The 25538-nt window shown below is 72.4% G+C and carries 21 protein-coding genes; 9 read left to right on the top strand and 12 right to left on the bottom strand.

Features of this window, described 5'->3' with window-relative positions; all coding sequences use genetic code 11:
- Positions 1 to 11: 11 nt before the first annotated feature.
- Positions 12 to 1289 carry a beta-ketoacyl-[acyl-carrier-protein] synthase family protein gene (locus ACIQCZ_RS12265; protein ID WP_402281747.1) on the bottom strand — a complete coding sequence of 426 codons (1278 nt, stop codon included), beginning with the start codon at positions 1287 to 1289 and terminating at the stop codon, positions 12 to 14.
- Between the two features lie 186 nt (positions 1290 to 1475).
- On the opposite strand from ACIQCZ_RS12265, the gene ACIQCZ_RS12260 reads away from it, so the two are divergent.
- Positions 1476 to 2768, top strand: coding sequence for a hypothetical protein (locus tag ACIQCZ_RS12260; protein ID WP_402281746.1), 1293 nt, complete (start codon positions 1476 to 1478; stop codon positions 2766 to 2768).
- Positions 2769 to 2873: 105 nt separating this feature from the next.
- Here ACIQCZ_RS12260 and ACIQCZ_RS12255 read toward each other — a convergent pair whose 3' ends face one another.
- From ACIQCZ_RS12255 to ACIQCZ_RS12235, 5 genes are all read right to left on the bottom strand, one after another.
- Positions 2874 to 3806 carry a carbohydrate kinase gene (locus ACIQCZ_RS12255; RefSeq protein ID WP_402281744.1) on the bottom strand — a complete coding sequence of 311 codons (933 nt, stop codon included), beginning with the start codon at positions 3804 to 3806 and terminating at the stop codon, positions 2874 to 2876.
- A 573-nt stretch (positions 3807 to 4379) separates the two neighbouring features.
- Entirely contained in the window at positions 4380 to 4643 is a 264-nt protein-coding gene (locus ACIQCZ_RS12250; protein WP_402281742.1) for a type B 50S ribosomal protein L31, read from the bottom strand.
- A 153-nt stretch (positions 4644 to 4796) separates the two neighbouring features.
- A complete protein-coding gene (locus ACIQCZ_RS12245) occupies positions 4797 to 5684 on the bottom strand; it encodes an ABC transporter substrate-binding protein (protein ID WP_402281741.1) in 888 nt (295 codons plus the stop codon).
- Between the two features lie 216 nt (positions 5685 to 5900).
- Positions 5901 to 6527, bottom strand: a complete 627-nt coding sequence (locus ACIQCZ_RS12240; protein ID WP_402281739.1) for a GNAT family N-acetyltransferase — start codon at positions 6525 to 6527, stop codon at positions 5901 to 5903.
- A gap of 335 nt (positions 6528 to 6862) precedes the next feature.
- Positions 6863 to 7738: a LysR family transcriptional regulator gene (locus ACIQCZ_RS12235; RefSeq protein ID WP_402281738.1), complete on the bottom strand. Its 876-nt coding sequence runs from the start codon at positions 7736 to 7738 to the stop codon at positions 6863 to 6865.
- Positions 7739 to 7818: 80 nt separating this feature from the next.
- Between ACIQCZ_RS12235 and ACIQCZ_RS12230 the strand changes: the two genes are divergently transcribed.
- Entirely contained in the window at positions 7819 to 9084 is a 1266-nt protein-coding gene (locus ACIQCZ_RS12230; protein ID WP_402281736.1) for an MFS transporter, read from the top strand.
- Here the strand turns inward: ACIQCZ_RS12230 and ACIQCZ_RS12225 are convergent.
- The gene (locus ACIQCZ_RS12225) at positions 9074 to 9391 is read right to left on the bottom strand and encodes a cupin (protein WP_402281735.1); all 318 of its coding nucleotides are present in this window, start codon (positions 9389 to 9391) and stop codon (positions 9074 to 9076) included. The genes ACIQCZ_RS12230 and ACIQCZ_RS12225 overlap by 11 nt on opposite strands.
- 357 nt (positions 9392 to 9748) lie before the next feature.
- Positions 9749 to 10231 (bottom strand): GNAT family N-acetyltransferase, encoded by a 483-nt coding sequence (locus ACIQCZ_RS12220; protein ID WP_402281734.1) that lies wholly within the window; start codon positions 10229 to 10231, stop codon positions 9749 to 9751.
- Positions 10232 to 10459: 228 nt separating this feature from the next.
- Between ACIQCZ_RS12220 and pgm the strand changes: the two genes are divergently transcribed.
- Positions 10460 to 12100, top strand: coding sequence for a phosphoglucomutase (alpha-D-glucose-1,6-bisphosphate-dependent) (gene pgm, locus ACIQCZ_RS12215; protein WP_402281733.1), 1641 nt, complete (start codon positions 10460 to 10462; stop codon positions 12098 to 12100).
- 60 nt (positions 12101 to 12160) lie between these two features.
- On the opposite strand, the gene ACIQCZ_RS12210 is transcribed toward pgm, so the two are convergent.
- Positions 12161 to 13846: a PHP domain-containing protein gene (locus tag ACIQCZ_RS12210; RefSeq protein WP_402281730.1), complete on the bottom strand. Its 1686-nt coding sequence runs from the start codon at positions 13844 to 13846 to the stop codon at positions 12161 to 12163.
- A gap of 375 nt (positions 13847 to 14221) precedes the next feature.
- On the opposite strand from ACIQCZ_RS12210, the gene ACIQCZ_RS12205 reads away from it, so the two are divergent.
- The 3 genes from ACIQCZ_RS12205 (at position 14222) to ACIQCZ_RS12195 (ending at position 18826) form a co-directional block, all read left to right on the top strand.
- Complete coding sequence (locus ACIQCZ_RS12205; protein WP_402281729.1) at positions 14222 to 16306, top strand: SpoIIE family protein phosphatase; 2085 nt, start codon at positions 14222 to 14224, stop codon at positions 16304 to 16306.
- A 137-nt stretch (positions 16307 to 16443) separates the two neighbouring features.
- Positions 16444 to 17055 (top strand): TetR/AcrR family transcriptional regulator, encoded by a 612-nt coding sequence (locus ACIQCZ_RS12200; RefSeq protein WP_402281728.1) that lies wholly within the window; start codon positions 16444 to 16446, stop codon positions 17053 to 17055.
- A gap of 67 nt (positions 17056 to 17122) precedes the next feature.
- Positions 17123 to 18826 carry an acyl-CoA dehydrogenase family protein gene (locus ACIQCZ_RS12195; RefSeq protein ID WP_402281727.1) on the top strand — a complete coding sequence of 568 codons (1704 nt, stop codon included), beginning with the start codon at positions 17123 to 17125 and terminating at the stop codon, positions 18824 to 18826.
- 96 nt (positions 18827 to 18922) lie between these two features.
- Here ACIQCZ_RS12195 and ACIQCZ_RS12190 read toward each other — a convergent pair whose 3' ends face one another.
- Positions 18923 to 20044 carry an XdhC family protein gene (locus tag ACIQCZ_RS12190; RefSeq protein WP_402281725.1) on the bottom strand — a complete coding sequence of 374 codons (1122 nt, stop codon included), beginning with the start codon at positions 20042 to 20044 and terminating at the stop codon, positions 18923 to 18925.
- Positions 20045 to 20182: 138 nt separating this feature from the next.
- Positions 20183 to 20482, bottom strand: a complete 300-nt coding sequence (locus tag ACIQCZ_RS12185; RefSeq protein WP_402281724.1) for a DUF1876 domain-containing protein — start codon at positions 20480 to 20482, stop codon at positions 20183 to 20185.
- A gap of 166 nt (positions 20483 to 20648) precedes the next feature.
- Here ACIQCZ_RS12185 and ACIQCZ_RS12180 point away from each other — a divergent pair, with 166 nt between their 5' ends.
- The 3 genes from ACIQCZ_RS12180 (at position 20649) to ACIQCZ_RS12170 (ending at position 24434) form a co-directional block, all read left to right on the top strand.
- Positions 20649 to 21479 (top strand): PP2C family protein-serine/threonine phosphatase, encoded by an 831-nt coding sequence (locus tag ACIQCZ_RS12180; protein WP_402281723.1) that lies wholly within the window; start codon positions 20649 to 20651, stop codon positions 21477 to 21479.
- Positions 21480 to 21545: 66 nt separating this feature from the next.
- Positions 21546 to 22544 (top strand): MASE1 domain-containing protein, encoded by a 999-nt coding sequence (locus ACIQCZ_RS12175; protein ID WP_402281722.1) that lies wholly within the window; start codon positions 21546 to 21548, stop codon positions 22542 to 22544.
- Positions 22545 to 22886: 342 nt separating this feature from the next.
- The gene (locus ACIQCZ_RS12170) at positions 22887 to 24434 is read left to right on the top strand and encodes an exopolysaccharide biosynthesis polyprenyl glycosylphosphotransferase (RefSeq protein ID WP_402281720.1); all 1548 of its coding nucleotides are present in this window, start codon (positions 22887 to 22889) and stop codon (positions 24432 to 24434) included.
- Positions 24435 to 24548: 114 nt separating this feature from the next.
- On the opposite strand, the gene ACIQCZ_RS12165 is transcribed toward ACIQCZ_RS12170, so the two are convergent.
- Positions 24549 to 25532 carry a GDP-L-fucose synthase family protein gene (locus ACIQCZ_RS12165; RefSeq protein WP_402281718.1) on the bottom strand — a complete coding sequence of 328 codons (984 nt, stop codon included), beginning with the start codon at positions 25530 to 25532 and terminating at the stop codon, positions 24549 to 24551.
- Positions 25533 to 25538: the final 6 nt, after the last annotated feature.

Raw genomic sequence — 25538 nt, 5'->3', positions numbered from 1 at the left:
GACGACAACGATCAGTCGACGGCGAGGACACCGGGGGCCGTCCGCGACCGGCCGTCCGCTTCGGCCCGCCGGAAGGCGAGCACGACGTTGTGTCCGCCGAAGCCGAAGGAGTGGCTGAGTGCCCGCTCGACGTCCTGCATGCGGGGCTCCTTGACCACGCAGTCGAGGTCGAACCCGTCCGGCAACGAGTCCAGATTGGCGATCGGCGGGACGAGACCGCGCTCCAGGGTCAGTACGGTGGCCACCGCTTCGATCGCCCCGGCCGCGGCGAGGGTGTGCCCGAGCACGCCCTTCGGGGCGGTCACCGAGGGGCGGTGGGGGAAGAGCCCCGAGATGAGCGCGGTCTCCATCGCGTCGTTCAGCGCGGTCGACGTGCCGTGCGCATTGATGTGGTCGACGTCGTGGGCCGCCCAGCCCGCCTCGCGCAGGGCCGCGCCCACGGCCCTGCGCGCGCCCGCTCCGTCCGGATCCGGGGCCGTGGGGTGGTGGGCGTCGGTGGCGGACCCCGTACCGGCCAGCAGGGCGCGCGGCCGTACGCCGCGGGCGTACGCGTCGGGCGTCCGCTCCAGCACGAGGACGGCGGCACCCTCGCCGATCACGAATCCGTCCCGGTCCGCGGCGAACGGCCGCGACGCCCCCGCCGGATCGCCGGTCCGCAGGGAGAGCGCGCCCATCGCCGTGAACGCGCTCACCACCAGCGGGGTCAGTACGGACTCGGCGCCGCCCGCCACCACCACATCGCACCGTCCGCTCGTCAGCAGGTCACGGGCCACGGCGATCGCGGTCGCCCCGGACGCGCACGCCGTGGCCGGTGCCAGGCTCGGGCCGTGGGCCCGCAGCGCGATGGCGACCTCACCGGCGGCGGCGTTGGGCATCATCATCGGGACCAGGAGCGGAGACACCGCCTCCGGCCCGGCCTCGTCCAGCTTGCGCAGACCGTCGGCGAGCACGGACACCCCGCCGACGCCGACGCCCAGCACCACCCCCACCCGCTCGCCGTCCCAGCGCTCCGGTGACAGTCCCGCGTCCGCCACGGCCTGCCGGGCGGCGACCAGCGCCATCTTCACGAACCTCGCCATCCGCCACACCGAGCGTCCGCCGACGGCCGCGTCCAGGTCGATCCCGTCCACGGGGCAGGCGAAGTCGACCGGCAGCCCGGCCAGTTCCTCGCAGCCGCGGGCCATGGAAACGCCCTCGCACAGTCCCGCCCAGAAGGTCTGCTCGTCCGCGCCCGCGGGGCTCACCACCCCCACGCCCGTCACCGCGACACCCACATCGGTCCGCCCCATGTTCCGCCCCCTCCTCGTAATCGATCACGTCTACCGGTTGTCGAACGGCAGTAGCCCCGGTGAGGATGCGCTCACTGAGCCGAACGGGTCATCGCCGGGCCGAGTGGTCGCGCGTCCGGTGACCGTGTTGGCCCGTCCGCAGCAGTCCGCCGCGCTGTGCGCACCGGCAGGGCATCCCCTGAGGACATGGAAGCGGACGGCGATCGGCCGGAGTCCCCCGAGGCAGGCACGGAACTGGCGGCGCTGCGCGCCAGGGTGGCGGCGCTGGAGGCCCGTCCCCCCGAGCGGCACCGGCTGCGGGCCCGTTCGTTCCTCGCGGCGCTGCTGATCGTCGTCGCGGCCGTCCTCACGCCGCTGAGCATCGTGTCCACCTGGGCGAAGAACCAGCTCGGCGACACCGACAACTACGTGGCGATGATGGCGCCGCTCGCATCCGACCTCGATGTGCAGACCGCGGTGACCGACCGCGTCACCGACGCCGTCATGAAACACCTCGACGTGAAGGCGCTGCTGGCCGACGTCGCCCCCGCGGACCGGCCCGTGGTCGACAAGGCGCTCGGGCGGCTGAGCGGCCCCCTCACCACAGGAGTCTCGGAGTTCGTCCACAAAACCGCCGAAAGGTTCGTCGCCAGCGACGCCTTCGAGACGATCTGGACCGACCTCAACCGAGCCGCCCAGTCCGCGACGCTGAAGGCTCTGACCGGGAGCGCCAGCGGCGCGGTGAAGCTCAGCGGCAACACCGTCACCCTCGACCTGGCGCCCGTGATCGACCGGCTGAAACACGACCTCGTCGACCGGGGGCTGGCGATCGCGGCGAAGATCCCCGAGATCCACACCGACTTCACGGTGCTGACCTCCGAATCCGTCGGCAGGGCCAAGAAGTGGTTCCGGGCTCTGCAGATCATCGGCTTCTGGCTGCCGTTGGTCACTCTCGCGTCTGCCGCGGGCGGGGTGCTCCTCGCGGTGCGCCGCCGCCGCGCACTGGTCACGACGGCGCTGGCGGTCGCCGCGGGTGCGGCGGTGCTCGGGCTGGTCGTGTGGGTGGGCCGGGCGTTCTATCTGGACAGTCTTCCGCCCGCGGTGTCACAGCCGGCAGCCGGTTCCGTCTTCGACGCCCTGGCCGGCCCCGTACGCATCCTGGTCCGGCTGGTGATCACACTCGGCATCGTGGTGGCTCTCGCGGCATGGCTCATCGGCGACGGCCGCGCCGCCACCCGTGTCAAGGCCATGTGGGACGACGGCATCGGTGCCGTGCGCGACGCGGCCGGATTCACCGGCGGCCCGGTCGGCAGGTGGGTGCACCGGACCAGGGCCTGGCTGAATTGGACGGTGGTCGTGGTGGCCGCGGCGGTCCTGGTGGCGTGGGACCGGCCGACGGGCCTGGTCACCGTGTGGATCGCGCTGTGCGCGCTGTTCGCGCTCGCCGTCGTCGAGTTCCTCGACGACGGGGGCGGGCCCCGGCCCGTCGCGCCCGGGTGAGCGACGGCTCCTCGGGGCGCGGCCGACGATCCGTGCACCGTACGGGCCGAATGTCCCATGCCGAGCACCGGCCGCACCGGCGCCGGGGCGGCGGCACCGTCGTGGTCAGCACCGGGCGAGCGCCGCCTCCAGTTCCGTCTCGTCCGGCGGATTGGCGCCGGACCGTGCCACGGTGACGGCGGCGCAGGCCGCGGCGTGACGCAGGACATCGGTCACCGTGGCCCGGTCCACCGAGCGCAGCCGTTCCCGGCCGTCCGCGCCGAGCAGCCCGTGCGAGGCGAGAGCGTGCAAGGTGCCCGACATGAAGGCGTCGCCCGCCCCCACGGTGTCGACGACGACGGTGGGCAGCGCCTCGACCGCCACCTGCCCGCCGCGAGCGACGGCCAGCGCGCCGTCGCCTCCCCGGGTGACCAGGACGACGGCCGGGCCGGCGGCGAGCCACCGCTCGGCGACCCGTTCCGGCTCCTGACCGGGATACAGCCACTCCAGGTCCTCGTCGCTGGCCTTGACCACATCGCTGAGTGCTACGCACCGCTCGACCTTGCGGACGGCCACGTCGTGGTCCCCCATCAGTTCGGGCCGCACATTGGGGTCGTAGCTGATGGTCGCGGACGTACGCAGCGATTCGACGGCGGCGAGGACGGTGGCCGCTCCGGGTTCCCTCACGGTCGCAATGGACCCGGTGTGGACGTGGTGGGGCGTCCGGTCCAGGGAGACCGGGGCGAGCGTCCAGGTGATCTCGAACGTGTACGCCGCCCGGCCGGCCCGGTCCAGGGTCACGGCGGCGGACGGGGTGGGAGTCGTGGCGCCGTCGGTGCGGACCTCGACCCCGGCGCCGGCCAGGTGGTCCCTGATCAGCCGGCCGTTGTCGTCGGGGCCGAGCTGGGTGAGCAGGGTGGCACCGTGCCCGAGCCTGGCCACGCCGTACGCCACATTGGCCGGGCTGCCGCCCGGGTGGACCTGATCGGGCGCGCCCGGCAGCCGGACGATGTCGGCGACGCATTCACCGATGACCAGCAGGTCGAGTCTGTCGAGCATGGGGGTGGGGTCTCCTGGAGTGCGGCGACGAAGGAGGCCTGGTGAGCGGTGCGGCCTCCGAACACATCGAGCCCGATCCTGCCTCATGCACGGTGGGTGTCGGTCGCGTCGACGGCCGGCCGGCGGTCGACGGACGTCTCGGTGCGGCCGCCCGCGGCCCGGATCCGCGGCGCGGGCCTCGGTCCGGTACGGATCAGCGGCACATCTCGGCGCGTACGGTCCTGCGTCGTCCTCGCGAAGGAGCCGGGCCGTCCGCGGGTTCGGGTCGTGGCCGACGGCGTACCCGTCGGCCGTACCGGGCGTGGCCCGGAGCGGCACCGATCCGGCCCCGCCGGTGCCGTCCGGGCCGCCCGACCCGACGGTTGCGGTCGGTTACGGATCGCCGTCACGAGGAGTCGGCCGAGAGTGTCGGAAGATGTGACGGACAAAGTCCCCCACCCCTCCGGGAGGGGGCGGGGGACTCGGGTCGCGGCGCGGGTCCGCCGGGGTGCGCGGACGGGCGTGCTCGGGTGCGTACGCGGGCACTGCTCGGACATGGGCCTCTCGCCGGGGCCGCGCGGGTGCGTACGCGGGTCAGGTGGTGTCCTTGCGTCCCTCCTCGCCGTACCGGCGCTCGAACTTGGCGACCTGTCCCTCGGAGTCGACCACCCGGGCCCTGCCGGTGAAGAAGGGATGGCTCTCCGCGGAGATCTCCACGTCGATGACGGGGTAGCTGTTGCCGTCGTCCCAGTCGATCGTCTGCTCACTCGATGCCGTGGACCGGGTCAGAAAGGCGTAACCCGCCGAACGGTCCCGGAAGACGACGGGGCGGTAGGGCGGGTGTTTGTCCTGCTGCATGCCTGCTCCTGGGGACGTGCGAAATCGGCTCGGGGCACTCCTGGCCAGCCTCGCGAACCAGGGCGGCCCGCGCGATCGGAAGCGTCCGTACGGGGCATCGGCACACGTGCGCTGTGCGGCGGGCGGGGCGGCCGCGCTCCGCGGCCGAGCACGTCATCGCCGAGGGGCGGCGGCCTCCAGCGCGTCGGCCACGCACGTCAGGAACCGCGCGTGGGCCTGCGGGCTGCAGACCGGCTCCGGGTTCCAGGGCAGCACCTGGGCTCCCTCCTCGACCGCCGACCACCCATCGCCGGTCCGGAGTTCGTCGAGAGGGGTGGCGTTGGACCGGATGTCGGCGAGCACGATGGCCGGGCGCAACGTCGCGGCCTGCGCCCAGCCGACCGTCGACCAGTTCGCGCCGGGCCCCTCGGCCGGTTCCACGAGGTCGACGCCGAGCTCGGCCAGCGCACGCAGCTCCGGCCACATGCGGGGGCGGGCGAGGTGCGCCTGATCCCGACCGGCCGGGGAGAGGGCGAGCACCCGGGGCCGGTCCGGTCCGGCGGCGAGGGTGCGCAGCCGGTCCCGGGCGGCGTCCAGGTCACGTGCCGCCGACGCGGGCTCCTCGGCGCCGAGCGACCGGGCCAGCCGTGCGAAGCGTTCACCGATCTCCGCGAGCGTGCGCGCCTGCCCCACGTCGACGACGACGACCGGGACGTGTTCCTCCAGATGCTTGGCGGTCTCCGGGGCGAGCCCGTAGACATGACCGCCGCCGTAGCTGACGGCCACGACGAGGTCCGGCTCGACGCCCAGCAGGGTGTCCACGTCCAGGGCGCTGCCCGCGCCGAGATAACGCACCTCGGTCAACGGCAGTGATCCGGTCTTCGCCGTGTCCGGTACGGCGTGGTCGTCATGATCGGAGCCGAATATCGCGCTCGGGCGTATGCCCCGGTCCCACAGGGACGCCCCGGCCTGGACGTAGGCGAGCACCCGCGCCGGGCGCCGCTCTGCGGTCGACAACTGTCCACGGTCGTCGGAGAACTGCCACATGATCTGCTCCCTCACGTCACACGCCCCTCGGCACCGGCCGGTTCGCCCCTTTTCCCGGGTCGTACACCAGTACCTGCCCAGCGAACACCCGCGACACCCTCTTCGCGGCCGGTCCGGCGCGGATGACGCGAAGACGCCCGCGTATGTCCGGGACCGGCGCCCCGTCGGTGTGGATGGAGCGCACCGTGCGCATGTGCGCGGGAGACCGCCCCCGCCGGTCCCGGCGGTCCGCTACAGGTCCGGTTCGGTGCCGCGTCCCAGATAGGTGAGGGGCCCGGGGTCGGGTACCCGGATCTCGCCGAAGCCGAGCCGGTCGTAGAACGCCCTGGCCGGCGTGTTGGCGGTGAGCATGGACAGATGCACCGCCTCGACCCCCTTGCCCCGCAGTGCGGCCAGGAACGTGCGCATCAGCACTCTGCCGTACCCCTTCCGCTGCCAGGCGGGCAGCAGGTCGATGTGCAAGTGCGCGGGATGGTCGGCGAGTTCGGGAAGGATCATCCGCTCCGGGGCGTGCAGAAGGGCGGCCATCTCCTCGCCGGGGGTGCGCGGAGTGCCGTCCGGTGCCGGGAAGCGGTCCCGGACGAGGGGCAGCCATCGCTTGCGGAACTCACACACGAACCGAGGTGTGTCGGCGGTGCCCAGGATGTACCCGACCGCCCGGCCCGTACCGTCGTCGATCACGAAGGCCAGGTCGGGTTCGAGGTACGCGTACGGGGCGGCGAAGATCGACGGGACCAGCTCCGGGTCCGGGTACAGATGCCGGGAGTCGCCACCGTTGTCGGCCGTGCGGACGCAGATGTCCGCAAGGGCTGCACGGTCGTCGGGGTGGTAGGCCCGTGAGCGGGCGGGCTCGTTCATCGGTTCATCCTGCCGGGCCTGGGAGCGCTCCCACAAGTCCCGCGCGGAAAGTCCTCGAACAGGACCGTGTTCCGTGCCGATCCGCGCGGCGACCGTTCGTACAGAGGGTGGGACACCGGCACGGCGCCGGCGTCGGGTCCGAGGAGGAAGATCCCCGGCGCCGTGGACCGCGAGGCGAAGGAAGGAGCCGGACGGAACCTCCCCTGCTCGAACGGAGCCGAGAGCTCGGACAGGACGCCACCGCCACCGCCACCGCCACCGCCACCGACGGCAACGTGACCGGGCGCGGCACCGGTCCGCGCGAGCCCGGCCTGATCCGAACGAGACGCACGGGCTCAGCCGGCGTCCACCCCCAGCCCGGTCAGGAACGCCGCGGCGGCCGGGGTGGGCCGGAAGCGGCTCCAGACCAGCCGCTCCGTGCGTGCGGGCGCGTCGCGGACGGACAGCACCCGTACGCCGGGCAGTTCCGCCGCGAAGGCGGAAGGCAGCATGGCGATCCCGAGCCCGCTGCGGACCAGCCGGACGATGAAGTCGGTGCCGCTGACCTCGAAGGCAACCTCGCGAGTGAGGCCCATCGCCGCGAACGCCTCCTCCGACTGCGCACGGGCCGCGGTGCCGTCGGGGTAGTCGACGAACATCTCCTTCGCCAGCCGCTCCAGGCCCACCTCCGACTGCCCGGCCAGGGGGTGGGCGGGGGCGACCACGGCGACAAGTTCACCGGTGGCGAGTTCGTGATCGCTCACACCCTTCGGCCGGTAGCGCGGCAACACGCCCAGGAACGCCACGTCGAGCACGCCGTCCCGCACGTCCTGGACCAGGTCCTTGCTCGCCCCGTCCCGAAGGACGATGTGCACCTTCGGATAACGGAGATGGAACGCCCGCAGCGCCGCCGGGACATCGACCGAGGCAATGGTCGGGATGGCTCCGACCGCGAGGCGGCCACGGACCTCCCCCGCCGTGGCGGCGACCTCGGCACGGGCCCGTTCCGCCGCGTCGAGCGCCTGCCGGGCCTCCGGCAGAAACGCCTCGCCCGCCGCGGTGAGCCGCACCTGACGGCTCGTGCGGTCGAACAGCCGGGCCCCCAGCTCCTTCTCCAGCCGGGCGATCTGATGACTCAACGCGGACTGGACGACGAGACACCGCTTCGCCGCGCGTGTGAAGCTGCCCAGTTCGGCCACCGCGACGACGTACCGCATCTGCTGAAGTTCCATCCATCCATCGTGAACCACGATCGATGAGATGAAAAACATGTGTTGGACTCATGGATGATGGATCCCCGAGGCTGAGGGACATGGCTCATTCCACACACGGGACCCGTAGCACGGCCGTCCCCCGCGTTCTCCCCGATCCGCCCGTCGCCGGCCGCGGCCTGGTCCTGCTGATGGCCGTCGCCGCCGGTCTCTCGGTCGCCGGGAACTACTTCGCGCAGCCGCTGCTCGACATCATCGAGCTGAATCTGCACATGGGCGTCACCGCGGCCGGGCTGATCGTGACCGCCGCCCAGGCCGGGTACGCGCTGGGCCTGATCCTGCTCGTTCCCCTCGGGGACATCGTGGACCGCCGACGGCTCGCCGTCGTCCTGTTCGCGCTGACCGCCCTCTTCCTCCTGCTGACGGCCGCGGCGCCGTCAGGGCCCCTGCTGATCGCCGCGACCCTGCTCACCGCGCTGACCTCCGTCGGAGCCCAGGTCGTGGTGCCGTTCGCGGCGGCCCTCGCGGCGCCGGCCGAACGCGGCAGGACCGTCGGCGTCGTCATGTCCGGTGTCCTGCTCGGCGGGCTGTTCGGACGGCTGGCCTCCGGTGCGCTGTCCGAGCTCGGCGGCTGGCGGACCGTGTACGGGGTGAACGCACTGCTCGTGGCCGTCATGGCGATTCTTCTGCACAACCGGCTGCCCCGGCTGCCACGGCCGCACGACGCGGCCCCGATGCCGTACACCGGACTCCTGCGCTCCACACTGGCCCTGCTGCGGCAGGAACCTCTGCTGCGCTGGCGGGCGTCCATCGGCGCGCTCTCCATGGCCTCGTACAGCGTGCAGCTGACGGCGCTGACGTTCCTGCTGACCCGGCCCCCCTTCCGCTGGAACGCAGCCGCGATCGGGCTCTTCGGGCTGGTGGGCGTCATCGGGGTGGTGGGCATGAACTTCGCGGCCCGGTTGAGCGACCGCGGCCGAGTGCAGGCCGTGTCGGGAACGGCGGCCGCACTCCTCACGCTCTCCTGGCTGCCCCTGCTGGCCGGCGAGTCCTCCCTGCTGTGGCTGGCGGCCGGGGTGATCTCACTGAACATCGCCCAGCAGGCGGGGCTCAACAGCGCCCAGAACGTGATCTACGGGCTCCGCCCGGAGGCCCGCAACCGGATCAACTCCGGGTTCATGACGCTCTTCTTCATGGGCGGGGCGGCCGGAGCCGCACTCGCCTCGGTGGTCTGGTCGCATGCGGGCTGGAACGGCATCTGCCTCCTGGGCGGCGCGCTGGCCGCCGGAAGCCTCGTCCTGTGGGTACTGGAGCGCGTCCGGATGGCCTCCCTCGCGCGTCGCGGGACCGGCACCGTCATTCGTTGACGGTCGTCAGCAGCACCACGGCGTCCTCCAGCGCCAGCAGCCCGTGCCGCTCCTGCGGGATCGGGTGGAGTCCGCCGGCGCCCAGCTCCACGTCGCCCGAGGCCGCCGTGAGGCGCACCCTGCCACGCAGCACCTGGAGGGAGGCCGCGGCAGGTGCGTTGTGCTCGTCCAGGGCGGAGCCCGAGGTGAGGGCGATGACGGTCTGGCGCAGGGGCTCCTCATGCAGCAGGCGGTGGGCGCTGCGGCCGTGCGGGGAGGTGCGGGCCGTGGCGAGATGCTCGTCGGCGAGGGCATTCAGATCGTCCATGTGCCCACTGTGCCGCAGCCCTCGTCCCCTCGCGATCCTGAACGGGACCCACCGGCGTCGCCGACCGCCGGGGCCCGGGAACGGCACTGCACCGGCATGCGCGGCCGGGTGTCCCGGCGACGGCGTCGGTGCAGCCGGTCGGCAGAACGAGTCGCCGCAGGGCCGCCGAGACCCGGCGTGGACGCAGCCGCGTCCGTGCCCCGTGAGTGCCCGGGTCGGTGGCGGACGGCGCAGGTCCGCGACGCACGGGCGGTCGTCCTCCGCCCTCGATCCACTCGCCCCCGAGCCCGAACGGCCGGACGGTCCGCCCGGGTGACGCGGACGCAGCCGCGTGTCCGCCCCGGCCGGCGCGCCGGCTCAGCCGTTCGCGGTCCACCGGTATCTGACGTCGGGCTCGTTCTCCTCGTTGCGGCTGCCGTCGTCGAACGCGACCGCGGTGAACCCGTGGCGCTCGTAGAAGGCGCGGGCGCCGGTGTTGCGTCGGAAGACGTGGAGGGTGAGCTCGTCGGGGGCGGTCTCGCGCACCTTGGCCAGCAGCAGTGAGCCGATGCCCCGCCGCCGTGCGTCGGGCCGCAGATACAGGTGCTCCAGCTCGGTTCCGTCGAGGGAGGCGAACCCCAGTGCCTCGCCGGCCCCGGTCTCGGCGACCCACACCGTTGTCCCGGGCAGGACGACATGGGTCATCCAGGCGAGCGTGTCCGCGTCGCTGTGCACCTTCGGCAGGTACGGCATGGCCGCGGCGCGGGAGGCGAGGAAGAGCCCGGTGAGCGGCTCCGCGTCCTCGGCGGCGGCCTCGCGCAACACGATGCGGTCGGCCGGTGCGGACTCGTTCGGTGCCATTGCGTCTCTTCCCGTGCGGCCGGAACCCGCCACTTCTCGCGGGCGGCGGTGAGCTGTTCGTCGTCGTGGACGAACATATGCCGGGGCCCGTCGGTGTCTCCACCGAATTGGCGCCGCTCCTGCGGGCCCGTCCGTGCCGGCGGCGGGGCAGTCGCCGGCCGGCGCGGGCCACCCGCGAAAATGGCGCAGCGGAAGATCGCAGCGACCGACGACACCGAGGAGTGGCAGATGCCGCACGAACGAGCTGGACAGCCGGCCCGGCCGGAGGATCTCACCGACGTGGCCCGGCTGGTGACGGCGTACTACACGCTGCACCCGGATCCGGCCGAGCCGGACCAGCGGGTGGCGTTCGGCACCTCCGGCCATCGCGGCTCGTCCACGGCCACCGCGTTCAACGAGGACCACATCGCCGCCACCAGTCAGGCCATCAGCGAGTACCGGGCGCGACAGGGCACGGACGGGCCGCTCTTCCTGGGCGCCGACACCCACGCGCTGTCCGAACCGGCCCGGATCACCGCCGTCGAGGTGTTCGCCGCCAATGACGTGACCGTGCTCGTCGACCCGGCCGACGGCTACACCCCCACTCCGGCGGTGTCGCACGCGATCCTCACCCACAACCGGGGCCGGACCGCGCACCTCGCCGACGGTGTGGTGGTCACCCCGTCCCACAACCCGCCCGGCGACGGCGGGTTCAAGTACAACCCGCCGAACGGGGGCCCGGCCGGGTCCGCGGCCACCGGCTGGATCCAGGAACGGGCCAACGAGATCATCGCGGACGGCATGAAGGACGTGCGCCGACTGCCCTACGCCCGCGCGCGGGCGGCGTCGACCACCGGGACGTACGACTTCCTCGGCAGCTATGTGGCGGACCTGCCGTCCGTGCTCGACCTGGACGCGATCCGTTCGGCCGGGGTGCGGATCGGCGCCGACCCGTTGGGCGGCGCGTCGGTCGCGTACTGGGGCCGCATCGCCGAACAGCACCGCCTCGACCTGACCGTGGTCAATCCGCTGACCGACCCCACCTGGCGGTTCATGACGCTGGACTGGGACGGAAGGATCCGGATGGACTGCTCCTCGCCGTACGCGATGGCCTCGCTGATCGGGCAGCGCGACCGCTATCGGATCGCGACCGGGAACGATGCCGACGCCGACCGGCACGGCATCGTCACCCCCGACGCCGGGCTGATGAACCCGAACCACTACCTCGCCGTCGCCATCGACTACCTGTACGCCCACCGCGAGCGGTGGCCGGCCGCCGCCGGCATCGGCAAGACACTGGTCTCCTCGGGCATGATCGACCGGGTCGCCGCCGGTCTCGGCCGTGAACTCGTCGAGGTGCCGGTCGGCTTCAAGTGGTTCGTGGACGGACTGCTCGACGGAGCGATCGGGTTCGGCGGCGAGGAATCGGCCGGGGCCTCGTTCCTGCGGCGTGACGGATCGGTGTGGACGACCGACAAGGACGGCATCATTCTTGCGCTGCTCGCCGCGGAGATCATCGCGGTGACGGGCAAGTCCCCCTCGGAGCGTTATGCCGCGCTCACCGCCCGGTTCGGCGAACCGGCGTACGCCCGGATCGACGCTCCCGCCGACCGCGAGCAGAAGGCGGTTCTCGCCCGGCTCTCCCCCGAACAGGTCACCGCCGACACCCTGGCCGGCGAGCCGGTCACGGCCGTGCTCACCGAGGCGCCCGGCAACGGCGCACCGATCGGCGGCATCAAGGTGACCACCGAGAACGCCTGGTTCGCCGCCCGCCCCTCGGGCACCGAGGACGTCTACAAGATCTACGCCGAGTCGTTCCTGGGCCCCGACCACCTCGGCCGGGTGCAGGAGGAGGCCAGGGCGGTGGTCTCCGCGGCCCTGGGCACCTGAGCGCGTCCGGAGCCGCCCGGAGCCGCCCCGGGGCGGCTCCGGACGGCTCCGGACGGGAGGTCAGCGCACGATGTCCACGAAGACCGGGTTGGTGTAGAACCAGGTGTCCAGCCACGGATCGCCCTTGCCGGGCTCGTGCGGGAGCGGTCCGTGCGGGTCGACAGCCGCGCCGAGGAACCCCTTTCCGTGCCGCCTGCCGTCGCTGCCCCGCAACCGCAGGTAGAACGGCTCGTCCGCACGGCCGACGGGGATCCGCAGGGTGTACGTGCCGCGGCGCCCCGAGACGTCGCTGGTGTGGGCGAGGCGGGTGTCCGGGGCGTGCCAGTCGTCGGGGTCGGCGGCCGGGCCGCGGACGGCGCCGCGGATGACGTCGACGTGTTCGAGGCTCGGCAGCAGCCCGTGCGGATTGCGGCGGGAGGCGGCGGTCACCGTGACGGTGAGGGTGAGCTTCTCGCCACGTCTGGCGCGCAGTCGGCCGCCGAAGGTGGCGCTGTTGCCGTGCTCGCCGCGCACCTTGACGTCGATGCCGTCGATGAGATGGCCGTGGTCGACCCAGACCCGGCCGGCCCGCAGTCCCTCCATCACGTCCCGGTAGCCGTACCGGGTGACGCCGACATGGGTGCGGCTGAACTGGCCCGGCCAGAAGTCGCCGCCGGGCTGCGGCTCGGTGGTGTCGTACGGGTCGGGGACGTGACCGGTGTCGTCGAAGCTCTGGCCGGGCGGCCAGGGGCCGTTGACCCAGGTGTCCTGGGCGACGCGGTGGACGTCCGAGTTGGAGGTGATGGTGAACAGCTTGCCCTCCGCCAGCATCGCGTCCCAGAGGCCGCCGACGGTGGCGGTCGCCCAGTCGAAGCCGCCGTAGGTGACGTACGCCTCCCGGGGGTAGCCGGGCCAGGAGTCGGCGGACGGTGAGTTCGTGTACTCGCCGCGGATGTTGGTGTCCGGGTGCCAGCCCGGGATCGCCCCGGCCTGCGCGCCCGGAGCCCCCTCCATGCCGATCATGATCCCGGGGGCCGCGTCGCGCCAGGCGCGCATCTCGTGCGGGGAGTCGATGCCGAGCCGCATGGGGTGGTTGGCGAGGACGAGTACGTCGTCGACGTACCGGGTGCGGCGCTGTTCGGCCAGCCACTTGAGGGCTTTGACCGCGTGCGCCTCGTTGCGCGGGGTGTCGGGGTGTGCCGGGGCACCGGCGGTGTAGCCGAGCAGTTTGCCGTCGAAGGCCTCCTCGAACCGGGTGAGGAGCTCGACCTCGTGCCGTCCGGGCGGCGAGAAGACGGTGCAGTGCTCGGCACCGGGGATGTACCACTCCAGCCCCTGGAAGATCAGCATGCGCCGGTTGTCGGCGCGGGCCTTGAGGATCTCCTGGTGTTCCCGCGCGGCGCCGAACTCGGCGTGGCCGAAGTTGCTGTGCTCGGTGAAGACCATCCAGTCGAGACCGAACCGCTGCCCCGCCGAGGCAAGTTGGGAGAAGGTGTACTTGGCATCGTGGCTGTAGACGGAGTGGTTGTGGTGATCACCGACCAGATAGACCAGGTCGGGAGCCTGCCCGTGTGCGTGGCCCTGCCCGTTTCCCTGGGACCGGCTTCCCCTCTGGTCGGCCAGCGCGGGCAGCGGCAGCGACGCGGCGGCGAAGGCGGCGCCGAACAGCCCGGCACGGCGCATCAGCGCGCGCCGGCTGAGTCCCTGGGGGTCGAGGGACTGAGCGGGTACCCGGGGGTCGGCCCATTCGGGCACGGGGTGGGACATGAGGCGTCGTTCTCCTTCGTGCGGGGGCGGCTGCGGCCCGGGGCCCGGATCGCAGGACCGCCGCCCGGAGGATTTCCTGATTCCGGAACCATCGGATGAACCAGGCCCGACGGGCGGGGGTCGCTCCGGCGGCGCGCCGGTGGGCGCGGCGGCGGACCGTCCGGGTACGAGCCGGGCGGGGTGAGACCGCGATGCGGATGGGCATGCCCCGGCGCCGCTCGGCGTGCCCACGCTTCTCGGCCCCTGACCGTGCACACCGGATCCGGGCGGATCTCACCCGGACGCCACTGACCGGTGGCGGAGCGCGCCGATCGCGTCGACGGTTGGCCCTACCCACCGATTCGGGCGGTGGCGGAGCCCGATGGGGGTGAGTCCGTGTCGGACGCCGGTGCGCCGGACCCTGTCACGACGCCGTTCGACAGGATGGGGGCGGCGCTTCTGCGCACCCTCTTCAGCCAGTCGGCGGTGGGCCTTCATGTGCTGGACACGGAGTTGCGGGTGGTGCGGGCGAACCCGCGCTCCGACGCGGTCTCCGGTGACCGCCTCGTGGGGCGTCATTTCACCGACGCGTACCGGCTCGAACAGCCGGACAGGGCGGAGCGGATGCTGCGCGACGTACTGGCCGGCGGCGTCGCCACGCGCGAACGGCTGATCCGCGGCAGGCTCGTGGACGCCCCGGGCCCCGACCGCAGTCTCATGGTCTCCGTCTACCGGCTGGACGATCCGCACGGACACGCCCTTGGGCTGCTGGCCGCCGTCGTCGATGTCGACGAGCAGGAGAAGGCGCGTACCAGGGCGGCATGCCTCGCCGCGGTCCGCACGAAGGTGGGCAGGTCACTGGAGGTGGCCGCGGCCTGCGAGGGCCTCGTCGAGGCCGTCGTCCCGGTGTTCGCCGATTTCGCCGTGGTCGAGGTGGTGGAGGAGGTCCTGCGCGGTTCGGATCCGCCGCTCGGTCCTCTGGGGCCCGACTTCCCGCTGCGCCGGGCCGCCGTTCGAGGTCCCGGTGCCCACGGCCACCGGGACGGTCTCGTCGGAGAGATGCGCCGGCTGCCCGGGCGTACCCCTTACGCGCTGGCCGCCTCGGACCTGCGGCCCCGGCTCGTCCGGATCACTCCCCGGACGCCCTGGCTCGAAGCGGACCCCGACAGCGCCCGGCTGATCGAGGCGACCGGGGCCCACTCCTTGATCGTCGTCCCGCTGAAGCTGCACGGCGCGGTCCTCGGTCTGGTGAGTTTCTACCGGTGCCGGGGAACGCAGCCCTTCGGGGAGGACGATCTCCCCTTCACTCTCACGGCAGCCGCTCATGTCGCCCTGAGCATCGACAACGCACGGCGGTACGAGCGTGACCATGTGATCGCGTCGACGGTCCAGCGCCGGCTCCTTCCCCAGCTCGACGGTGCCCGGATCGGCGTGGAGACGGCACATGTCCTGCTGCCCGGACACAACAGCGGGAGCTGGTTCGACGCCATCGGCCTCTCGGGCGCACGCACCGCCCTGATCGTCGGGGCCGTGGACGGCCCGGGTCTCCAGACCGCCATCACCATGGGGCAGTTGCGGACCGTCATCCACGCGCTGGCCGGTCTCGATCTGGCACCCGACGAGGTACTGGCCCGGCTGACCGACACCGCCGACCGTCTGGCCGCCGAGCGGGCCGCGCTGCCGCCCGGCGACTGGGTGCACGGACAATCCGTCACGGCGACCTGCATGTACGCCGTCTACGACCCGTTCACCCGTATGTGCACCATCGCGCGGGCCGGCGATCCGATGCCGGGTCTCGTCACGCCCGACGGCGCCGCGACCGTACTGGACGTGCCGGAAGGGCCACGGCTCTTCTCCGACGACAGCTCACCGTTCGCCACCGCCTCCTTCGAGCTCGACGAGGGCAGCGTTCTGGCCTTCTTCGCCGGCACACCACTGCCCTGCGGCCTCCCGACCCGGGTACGGGACGCACTCACGGCCCCCGGCCGCAGCCTGCAGGACCTGTGCGACGACGTGGTCTACAGCCTTCCGGCCGAGGTCCACCTGGAGGGCGCCGCTCTTCTCCTGGCCCGTACCGGCGTCGTCCCGGCCGACCGGGTCGCCACCTGGGAGCTGGCCCACGACCGGACCACTCCCGCCATCGCCCGTGCGCTCGTGCGCGACCGGCTCCACGGCTGGAACCTCGACGCGGAGACGATCGAGGCGACCGAACTCATCGTGAGCGAACTGATCACCAACGCCGTCCGCTACGGCACCGCCCCGTTGCAACTGCGGCTGATCCTGGACCGCACGCTCACCTGCGAAGTGCACGACAGCAGTCGGGTGTCGCCCCATCTGCGCCATGCGCGCACCGTCGACGAGGGCGGGCGCGGACTGTTCATCGTCTCCCAGCTCGCCACCCACTGGGGCACCCGGTTCGGCCAGGACGGCAAGACCCTGTGGACCGAGCAGGAGATCCCGTCCACGGCAGACGGGTCCTGACCCCCTCACGCGTCGCCCTGCGTGCTCGGCACCCGTTCCCATGGCCGTGGTGCGCCCGGCCGGAGAGGGGCCATTGCACCTGGAGGCCGACCGTGCTTGAGTGGCAGGGAAAGATATGAATCGAGGTTCAGAGCATCGTGGCCTACCGACCCACCGCCCGCACGGAGGCGACGCGGATCGCTCACCGTGAACGGCTGCTGGACGCCGCACGGCAGCTGCTGGCCGAGGGCGGATACGCGGCGGCCAGCATCTCCGCGCTCGCCGAGCGGGCCGGCGTCGCCACCGGCAGCGTCTACAACCACTTCGCCTCCAAGCAGGAGCTGCTCGCCGCGGTCTTCCGCCATGTCGCGGGGCACGAGCTCGGCGCGGTGCAGGAGGCCGTGCGGGCACGGAGCGGGGCCGCCGAGCAGCTGCGCGCCCTGGTCGAGGTCTTCTCCTACCGTGCGCTGCGTGCCCCGCGCACGGCCTGGGCGCTGCTGGCCGAGCCCGTCGATCCGCTCGTCGAGCAGGAGCGCCTGACCTACCGGCGCGGCTATCACGCGCTCGCGGAATCGGTCGTCGCCGCCGGTGTCGCCGCGGGTGAACTGCCCCCGCAGAACGCGCGACTGTCGGCCGCCGCCGTGATCGGGGCGGTCGGCGAGGCGCTGCTCGGCCCGTTGTCGCCGGTCGGTGAGCGGGCCGACCCGGCGCCATTCGTCGAGGGCATCACCACGCTGTGCCTGAGGGCGGTCGGAGCCGGCGACGCCTGATCGTGAGCCGAACACAGCCGCCCCACTCCCCCGCCGTCCGACCGTCGACCCAGGACAGGAACCCGCGATGACCGTCACCACGCACCGGACCGGCCTTCGGCCCGAGTCCCCGGCGCCGCACCCCACCCATGAGGTCACCAACCAGGCACCGCCCCGGACCGGCCTCGACGAGTACGGCACCAATCTGCCGCTCGTACAGGCCGTCCGGGCCTTCGGCGCGGCCTGGCACGAGCCGGAGCTCCACGACATCGGCACCCTCGTCGGTTCCGAGCGGTTCCAGGCCGATGCGGAGCTCGCCCATACCTCGCCGCCCGTCCTGCGCACCCACGACCGTTACGGCAACCGCGTCGACGAGATCGAATTCCACCCCGCGTACCACGAGATCATCGGCGCGGCGGTGAGCCACGGCACGCACACCGCGGGCTGGGCCGACCCCAAGCCCGGGGCGGCGGTGGCGCGGGCGGCCTCGTTCATGCTGTTCGCCCAGATCGAACCCGGCCATGGCTGCCCGATGTCCATGTCGCATGCCGTGGTCCCGGTCCTGCAGCGCGACCCGGATGTCGGACGGGACTGGCTGCCGGGGCTGCTCAGCCGCTCGTACGACCCGCGGCCGATCGCCCCGGGCAGCAAGTCCGGGCTGACGTTCGGCATGGGGATGACCGAGAAGCAGGGCGGCTCCGACGTCCGCGCCAACACCACCCGGGCGGTCCCGCTGGCCTCCGACCCCGAGGGCCGGGCCCACCTGCTGACCGGCCACAAGTGGTTCTTCTCGGCCCCGCAGTCGGACGCCTTCCTGGTCCTGGCCCAGGCCGAGGCCGGGCTCACCTGCTTCCTCGTGCCGCGTGTGCTGGCCGACGGCACCCGTAACACCATTCGGGTCCAACGGCTGAAGAACAAGCTCGGCAACAAGTCGAACGCCTCGTCAGAGGTGGAGTTCGACGGCACGTGGGCGGTGCGGGTCGGCGAGCCCGGACGCGGCGTTCCCACCATCATCGAGATGGTCAACCACACCCGGCTCGACTGTGTGCTCGGCACCACCGCGGGCATGCGCCAGTCGGTTTCCGAGGCCCTCTGGCACGCGCACCACCGCAGCGCCTTCGGGGCCCGGCTGGTCGACCAGCCGGCCATGACGGCGGTCCTCGCCGATCTGGCGCTGGAGACGGAGGCCGCGACCTGGACCGCCCTGCGCCTGGCGCACGCGTACGAGGCCGACAGCGGTGAGTCCGAGGCGATGTTCCGGCGGCTGGCCACCGCGGTGTCCAAGTACTGGATCTGCAAGCGCGGCCCGCACCACGCCTACGAGGCGCTGGAGTGCCTGGGCGGCAACGGCTACACCGAGGACTGGCCGTTGGCCCGGCGCTATCGCGAACAGCCGGTGCTGGCGGTGTGGGAGGGCTCCGGCAATGTCATCGCCCTCGATGTGCTGCGGGGCATCGCCAGGACCCCGCGGTCGCTGGACGCCTTCTGGGCCGAACTGGAGATCACGGCCGGCGCCCATGACGATCTGGACGCGCACATCCGCCGGGTGCGCCGTGACCTGGCCGAGGACCTGAGCGACCCGCTCGCCGCCCAGAGCCGCGCCCGCGCGACGGTCGAGGGCATGGCGCTGGCTCTGCAGTCCTCGCTGATGCTGCGTCACGCTCCCGCGGCCACGGCCGAGGCATTCGTCGCCGCCCGGCTCGGCGAGGCGCGCGGCCACCAGTACGGCGTCCTGCCGCGCGGCACCGATGCCGGGGCGATCGTGGAGCGGCACTTCGGCGGGGCCGGCTGAGGCCGTCGCGGGCCGGGGTGGCCGCGTCGCCGCCCCGGCCCCTGACGGAGCGGTGTCGGCGCGGCGGGCGGGCGGTGCGATGGCACGGCACGCGGCTCACGCAGGCGCACGGGTGTCGGGCCGTGGCCGGTGGATCGCCCCGGTCGTGTCGGTGAGCGGGCGCCCGGTACCGCCCCAGCGCAGCGCGACGATCTCCGCCGCGATCGACACGGCCACCTCCTCGGGGGTGCGCGCACCGAGGTCGAGGCCGATGGGCGAGCGCAGGCGCGCCAGTTCCGCCTCGCCGAGACCGGACTCGCGCAGCCGGACCAGCCGGTCGCGGTGGGTCCGGCGGCTGCCCATCACCCCGATGTACGCGGCCGGGGTGCGCAGGGCCACCTCCAGGAGCGGGACGTCGAACTTCGGGTCGTGGGTGAGTACGCACATCACGGTCCGTCCGTCGATCTCCGCGTCGCGCACATACCGGTGCGGCCAGTCGACGACCACCTCCACGCCCGCCGGGAACCGGCGTGGGTCGGCGAAGGCGGGGCGGGCGTCGCAGACGGTGACGCGGTAGCCGAGGAACGCGCCGATCCGGGCCACCGCCGCGGCGAAGTCGATCGCGCCGAAAACCAGCATCCGGGGCGGTGGCGCGAAGGACTGGAGGAACACGGTGACGTCGTCCTCACGCCGTTCGCCGTCCGGGCCGTAGTGCCGCAGGCCGGTGGCTCCCCGGGCGAGTTCCCCTCGCGCGTCGGCGGTGACGGCGGCGTCGAGGCCGCTCGTGCCCAGTGACCCGGAGACGGTGTCCGGCCCGACGGCGAGGGCGGCGCCGCGCAGACCGGGTCCGTCGGTGACGGTGGCGACCACCACCGGGCGGTGCCCGGCGACCGATGCGGCGACCTCGCCGAAGGAGGTGTCGCACGTAGGCGTCACGGGACGTACGAGAAGTGTGATCGCGCCACCGCAGCTGAGCCCGACGGCGAAGGCGTCCGCGTCGCTGTAGCCGAAGGTACGCAGCTGGGCCCGGCCGGTCTCCACGACCTCCTTGGCCAGTTCGAAGACCGCGCCCTCGACGCAGCCGCCGGAGACGCTGCCCACGACCTCGTCGTCCGGGCCGACGGCCATGGCGGCGCCGGGGCCTCGCGGCACGCTGCGGCTGACGGCGACCACGGTGGCGAGCCCGAACGGCTTCCCGGCGGTGTACCAGCGGCTGAGCACCGGGAGGATCTCACGCATGGGCCGCCTCCCCTCGCACCGCTGCCCGCTCCATGGCTCGTGGGCCGTGTCCGGCGACGGGCGCGTTTGTGTGCCGGGGCACCGCCGTCGCGCCCCGGCGCTCCCTTCGAGATGCGGGCCCCATGCCTTCGAGCGGGCTCAGGCCGTGGTGTCGGGCCATGCGTACGGCGGTGCGACGGGGCCGCTCGCGGGCCCGGCTCCGACCGACTCCAGTTCCTGGTCCGCGGCCTTCATCAGCTGTGCGGCCACGTCCTTCATGGCGCGGCTCGCCGCGAGTTCGTCGCCGATGGCGGGAACGTCCACGTCCTGCGGGTTGCAACGGGCGACCCCGTGTCCGACGAGCTTCTCGGAGCCGGTGTCCAGTACCGCCTCGGCCCTGGTCGTGCCGTCGTCCTCGGACAGACCGACACGGACGTTCCACTCCAGCTTGCGGGTCATCGAGCACCTCCTGCGACCGCGCCCGGACTCGGTGCGCCGCCACGACGCGGTCCTGCCATCAGGATCCACCCGGCCGGGTCCGTTCGCGCGTTCCGTCTCGCCCTGCGGAGATCACAGCCTCGAAATACGATGAGTGGAGTCACTTCCACCGAGTGCGGAGCGGCCCATGAACCGGCGTCGTCCTCCCCGTGCGGCGAGCGCCGGTGAACTGCTCACCACCCTGCAACAGCTCACGTCACGGGCACGCTGTGAGGTGGAGGTGCATCAGGCACGGGTGGAGCTGGCCGAGGCCCTTCAGCGCGAGATGCTCCCTCCGACGCTGCCCGCGCTCCCGGGGCTGCAGACCGCTGCCCGGTACATGCCGGCCCGCAGCGGACTGGACATCGGCGGCGACTGGTACGACGGATTCGTGCTGCCGGACGGAGCGCTGGCGCTCGCCATCGGGGACGTGCAGGGCCATGACGTCGAGGCGGCCGCCTTCATGGGGCAGATCCGCATCGCGATGCGGGCGATAGCCGCCACCGCCGCGGACCCCGGCGAGGTCGTGGGCCGGACCAACGATCTGCTGCTCTCGGTGAACTCCGGTCTCTTCGCGACCTGCACCTTCGTCCGTCTCGACCCGGTCACCCGGGAGCTCCACAGCGCCCGCGCCGGTCATGTCGCCGCCGTGTGGGCCACGACCGACGGGCAGTACGGCTGCACGACCGACGAGGGCGGTCTGCCGCTGGGGATCCAGGCGGGTGAGCGCTATCCGGTCACCCGACGCAGGCTGACGGGGCCCGGAGCCTTCGTCCTGGTCACCGACGGGGTCGTCGAGGGGCCCTCGTTCCCGGTCGACGAAGGACTGGACGCGGTGATGCGGCTGGTGGTCTCCCGGGCCGCGGGCGACGCCGATGAGCTGGCGGACGCGGTGCTGCGCGCGGCGGAACGGACCGGGCACCGGGACGACGCGGCTGTGCTCGTCCTGCGGCACGGAGCAGCCTTCGGGACGTGGTGAGGCCCGGACCGGGGCCGAGCGTGTCACACAACCGCCACCCGTCCGGGCGGGTGTCTGATGAGATGTGTGATCCGCAGCGAAAGAACCGGACGTGCGTCCTCGGCCGCACTGCGCATCCTGGCCGTCGCCGCTGTGTACTACCTGGCCGGAGGTCTCGGTCTGATCCGCGGGGTGTCCGTCCACGGTGAGGTCGTCACCCCGTTGTGGCCGCCGACGGGCATCGCGCTGAGTGCCCTGCTCCTCCTGGGCCCGCGTGTGTGGCCGGGTATCGCCCTGGGCTCCCTGTGCGTGATTTCCACGCTGGACGACTCGGTGTCCTTCCTCACCGCCGTCGTCGTGGCGGGCAACACACTGGCCCCTGTCTGCTCCTACCTGATGCTCCGCAGGGCCGGTTTCCGCCGGGAACTGGACCGGCTGCGCGACGGCCTGATGCTGGTCTTCCTCGGTGCGCTGGGAGGCATGACCATCAGCGCGACCGCGGGCACATGGATGCTGGTACTGGACGACCATCTGCCGTTGAGCGGATTCTGGCCGGTCTGGACGGCCTGGTGGTCGGGTGACGCGATGGGCGTGCTCGTGGTCACTCCGCTGCTGCTCGTGATGCGCAGGGCGCGGATGCCGCGGATCACCGACCGGTGGATCGAGGCGAGCGCGCTGGCGGCCGCCTCCGTCGCGGTCTCGCTGGTGGCCACCAGGAGCTCACTGGCGATGATCTACCTGGTGTTTCCGCTGCTCATCTGGGCGGCCCTGCGATTCCAGCTGGCGGGGAGCGCGCCGTGCGCCTTCCTGGTGTCGGTCCTTGCGGTCGTGGCTGGAACGCAGGGCGTGGGCCCCTTCGAGGGCCACACCCTCCTTCATGTGATGGTCAATCTCGCGGTGCTGAACGGTTCCGTGGCCCTCACCGCGCTGCTGCTCGCAGCCGTCGTCACCGAACAGAGCAACATCCGCCGGAGAATCGAGCATGCCTGCGAGGAGCTGGCCGATCTGGTGGAACGTCTGGCTCCGGGAAGGGCGGCGCCGACCGCCTGGCCGTCACGGCCCGAGGACGAACCCGACGGCCTCTGACGCGGCTCGTCGGGTGGCCGGAAGGCGCGCGTAAGCCCGCCCGCCGCCGGGAACGGTGTTGCCAGGAGGTCATCGAGGTGCACGTCCCACAGGTCGAACCCGGCCATCAGCGCACATCATCCGAATCCAGCACCCTCCAAATGCGAACAGTCACGCACAGACCAAGAGATCCAGCACGGAACGGGACGAGTTCCGAGTCAGTGTGCATGTCTGAACTTCACTGGAACTCCAGCGAAATGGCACGTGTGTGGATATCGTGCACCGAGCGAGGGCGCATCCGTCAGTCCATGGGATCGGCGGATGCGCCCCGTTTGTGGCGATGCAACTGTGACTGGGGGGTTCATGGGGCATGTCGAGCTACCCGATTCGGACAGATCAGGACCGGTGGGACTGGCGGGGGTGCCACGTCCGCGGTCTGTGCCGAATCGGCCTCGCGGCAAAGAACTTGACGAACTGTGGAGGGCGCCGACCGTAGAGCGCGAACGTCCGGAACCGGCGGCGACGAAGTGCAGGACGGGCCGGTTCCCGCCGGCTGTCATCGGCGCCGAGCTTCTGGGTCTCGGAATTCCGGCATGGCTCGTCCTGCGGGCCGGGGGGCAGTCGCGGGCGGCGTTCGCCGCGGCCGCGGCAGCGCTCGCCTGGTCCGGTGTGCGGGCCGCGCGCGGCCGGTACGCGGACCGGCCTCCGGGCGGTCCGCCGGGGGTACTGAGCACGATCGGCGACTGGCTGCTGCTCATCGGCGTGCTCGCCGTGGCTCGGACGATGACCGGCGATTCGGTCGACCCCGCGACGGCGGTCGTGGCGCTGCTGCCCGGCCTGTTGGTGGGCGTCGCCGCTTGGGGGGCACGGCGGTTGCCGTGGTCGACACGGCAACGGCTCGCCGCTCGGCGGGTGTTGGTGGTCGGGGAGGCCACGGGGGTGGAACGAGCGGTGCGGGTGCTCGGTTCCCGCACGGATCACCCGTACACGGTGGTGGCCGCCGTACCGGTGGGCACCACACCACTGCGGTGCGAGGTCCAGGTGCCGGGCCGGCTCGCACCGGCACCCGCCGACGACGACGCGTCGACCGTGCTGGGCGGGGCCTTCGCCCATGACGCCGATCTGGCTCTGGTGGTGCCCGGACCACAGCTCTCCGAGGAGCGGCTTCGGCAGCTCTTCTGGGGTCTGCACGACGGCGGGCTTCCGCTGTCCGTGCTGTCGGAACTCTCCGGTATCGCGGCCGGCCGGATACGACCGGCCGCCGCGGCCGGGCTGACTCTGCTGCATGTCGCTCCCCCGCTGCGCCGGGGGCCGCAGGCGGCCCTGAAGGCCGTCGTGGACCGGGTCGGCGCCGCGCTCGGTCTGCTGGTTCTCGCGCCCTTGCTCCTCCTGATCGGGGCGGCGGTGCGACTCGGCTCCGACGGGCCGGCACTCCACCGCCAGATCCGCCAGGGGCAGCACAACCGGCCGTTCACGATGTGGAAGTTCCGGACGATGGTGGTGGACGCCGAGCACCACAAGGAGCGGCTGATCACGGCGAACGAGAACGACGGCCCGATGTTCAAGATGCGCCACGACCCCCGCGTGACCGGAATCGGGCGTCTGTTGCGGCGGTGTTCGCTCGACGAGCTGCCGCAGCTGGTCAATGTGCTACGGGGCGACATGTCGCTGGTGGGGCCACGACCCCCGCTGCCGGAGGAGGTGTCCCGTTACGACGAGCGCGAACTGCGACGACTCGCGGTCAGACCGGGGCTGACCGGCCTGTGGCAGGTCAGCGGACGCTCGGACCTTTCCTGGCAGGAGACCGTCTCGCTGGACCTGTGGTACGTCGACAACTGGTCGGTGGTCACGGACATGGGACTCATGGCCCGTACGCTGCGCGCCGTCACCGACGGCCGCGGAGCGTACTGAGAGCGACGGCGGTCGATGCGAGGAGTACGAGACGACCGACCGTACGGGGCCGGGGGGACGGGCGGCCGTCGCAGCGCGTCGGCCGGCCCGTGCCGGACGGCCCGTCGGGCCCGCTCAGCCCTGCGCGGCCGTCTGCTCCAGCCACCAGGCGTAGGTGCGGGCGATCCCGTCGCGCAGTGCGATCCGCGGTGTGAACCCGAGGGAGGTGAGAAGGGAGACGTCGAGCAGCTTGCGGGGGGTGCCGTCGGGCTTGGCGGCATCCCACTCGACAATTCCCTGATATTCCGTCACCTCACTGATGACACGGGCGAGTTCGCGGATGGTCAGGTCCTCGCCGCAGCCGATGTTGACGGGGTCGTCACCGTCGTAGCGTTCCAGCAGCAGAAGACACGCGGCGGCCAGGTCGTCGACGTGCAGGAATTCGCGGCGAGGGCTCCCGGAGCCCCAGAGCGTGACCGCGGGCGAGCCGTCGCGGCGCGCCTCGTGGAAGCGGCGGATCAGCGCGGGCAGTACGTGCGAGGTCTCCAGATCGAAGTTGTCACCCGGCCCGTAGAGATTGGTGGGCATGGCGCTGATGTACGAGGCGCCGTACTGCCGGCGGTAGGACCGGATCTGCACGATTCCGGCGATCTTGGCCAGGGCGTATGCCTCGTTGGTCGGTTCCAACGGACCGGTGAGCAGGGCGCTTTCGGGGATCGGCTGCGGGGCGCGCTTGGGGTAGATGCAGGACGAGCCGAGGAAGAGCAGCCGCTCGACCCCGGCGGCGTGCGCCCCGGCCACGACACTGAGCTGGATGCGCAGGTTGTCCTCGAGGAACTGCACCGGATACGTGCTGTTGGCCATGATCCCGCCCACCTTGGCGGCAGCCAGCACCACGGCGTCGGGGCGGATCTCGCGGAGAAACGCTCCGGTCCGCGCGGTGTCGCGCAGATCGAGGCGGTCGCGGTCGCGGGTGATCACCTCGTGCCCGGCGTCGGTGAGGCGGCGCACCACCGCCGAGCCGACCAGGCCGCGGTGGCCCGCGACGAATATGCGGGCGCCGGGTCGCAGGAGGGGGCGGACGGATTCCCGGGAAGGGCCGGGTAGATCAGTCGTCATGGCTCG

This window comes from Streptomyces sp. NPDC093149, from assembly GCF_044754145.1.
Classification (GTDB): domain Bacteria; phylum Actinomycetota; class Actinomycetes; order Streptomycetales; family Streptomycetaceae; genus Streptomyces.
Note: the sequence above shows the minus strand (reverse complement) of the source record. Positions and strands in the feature narration are given on the sequence as shown.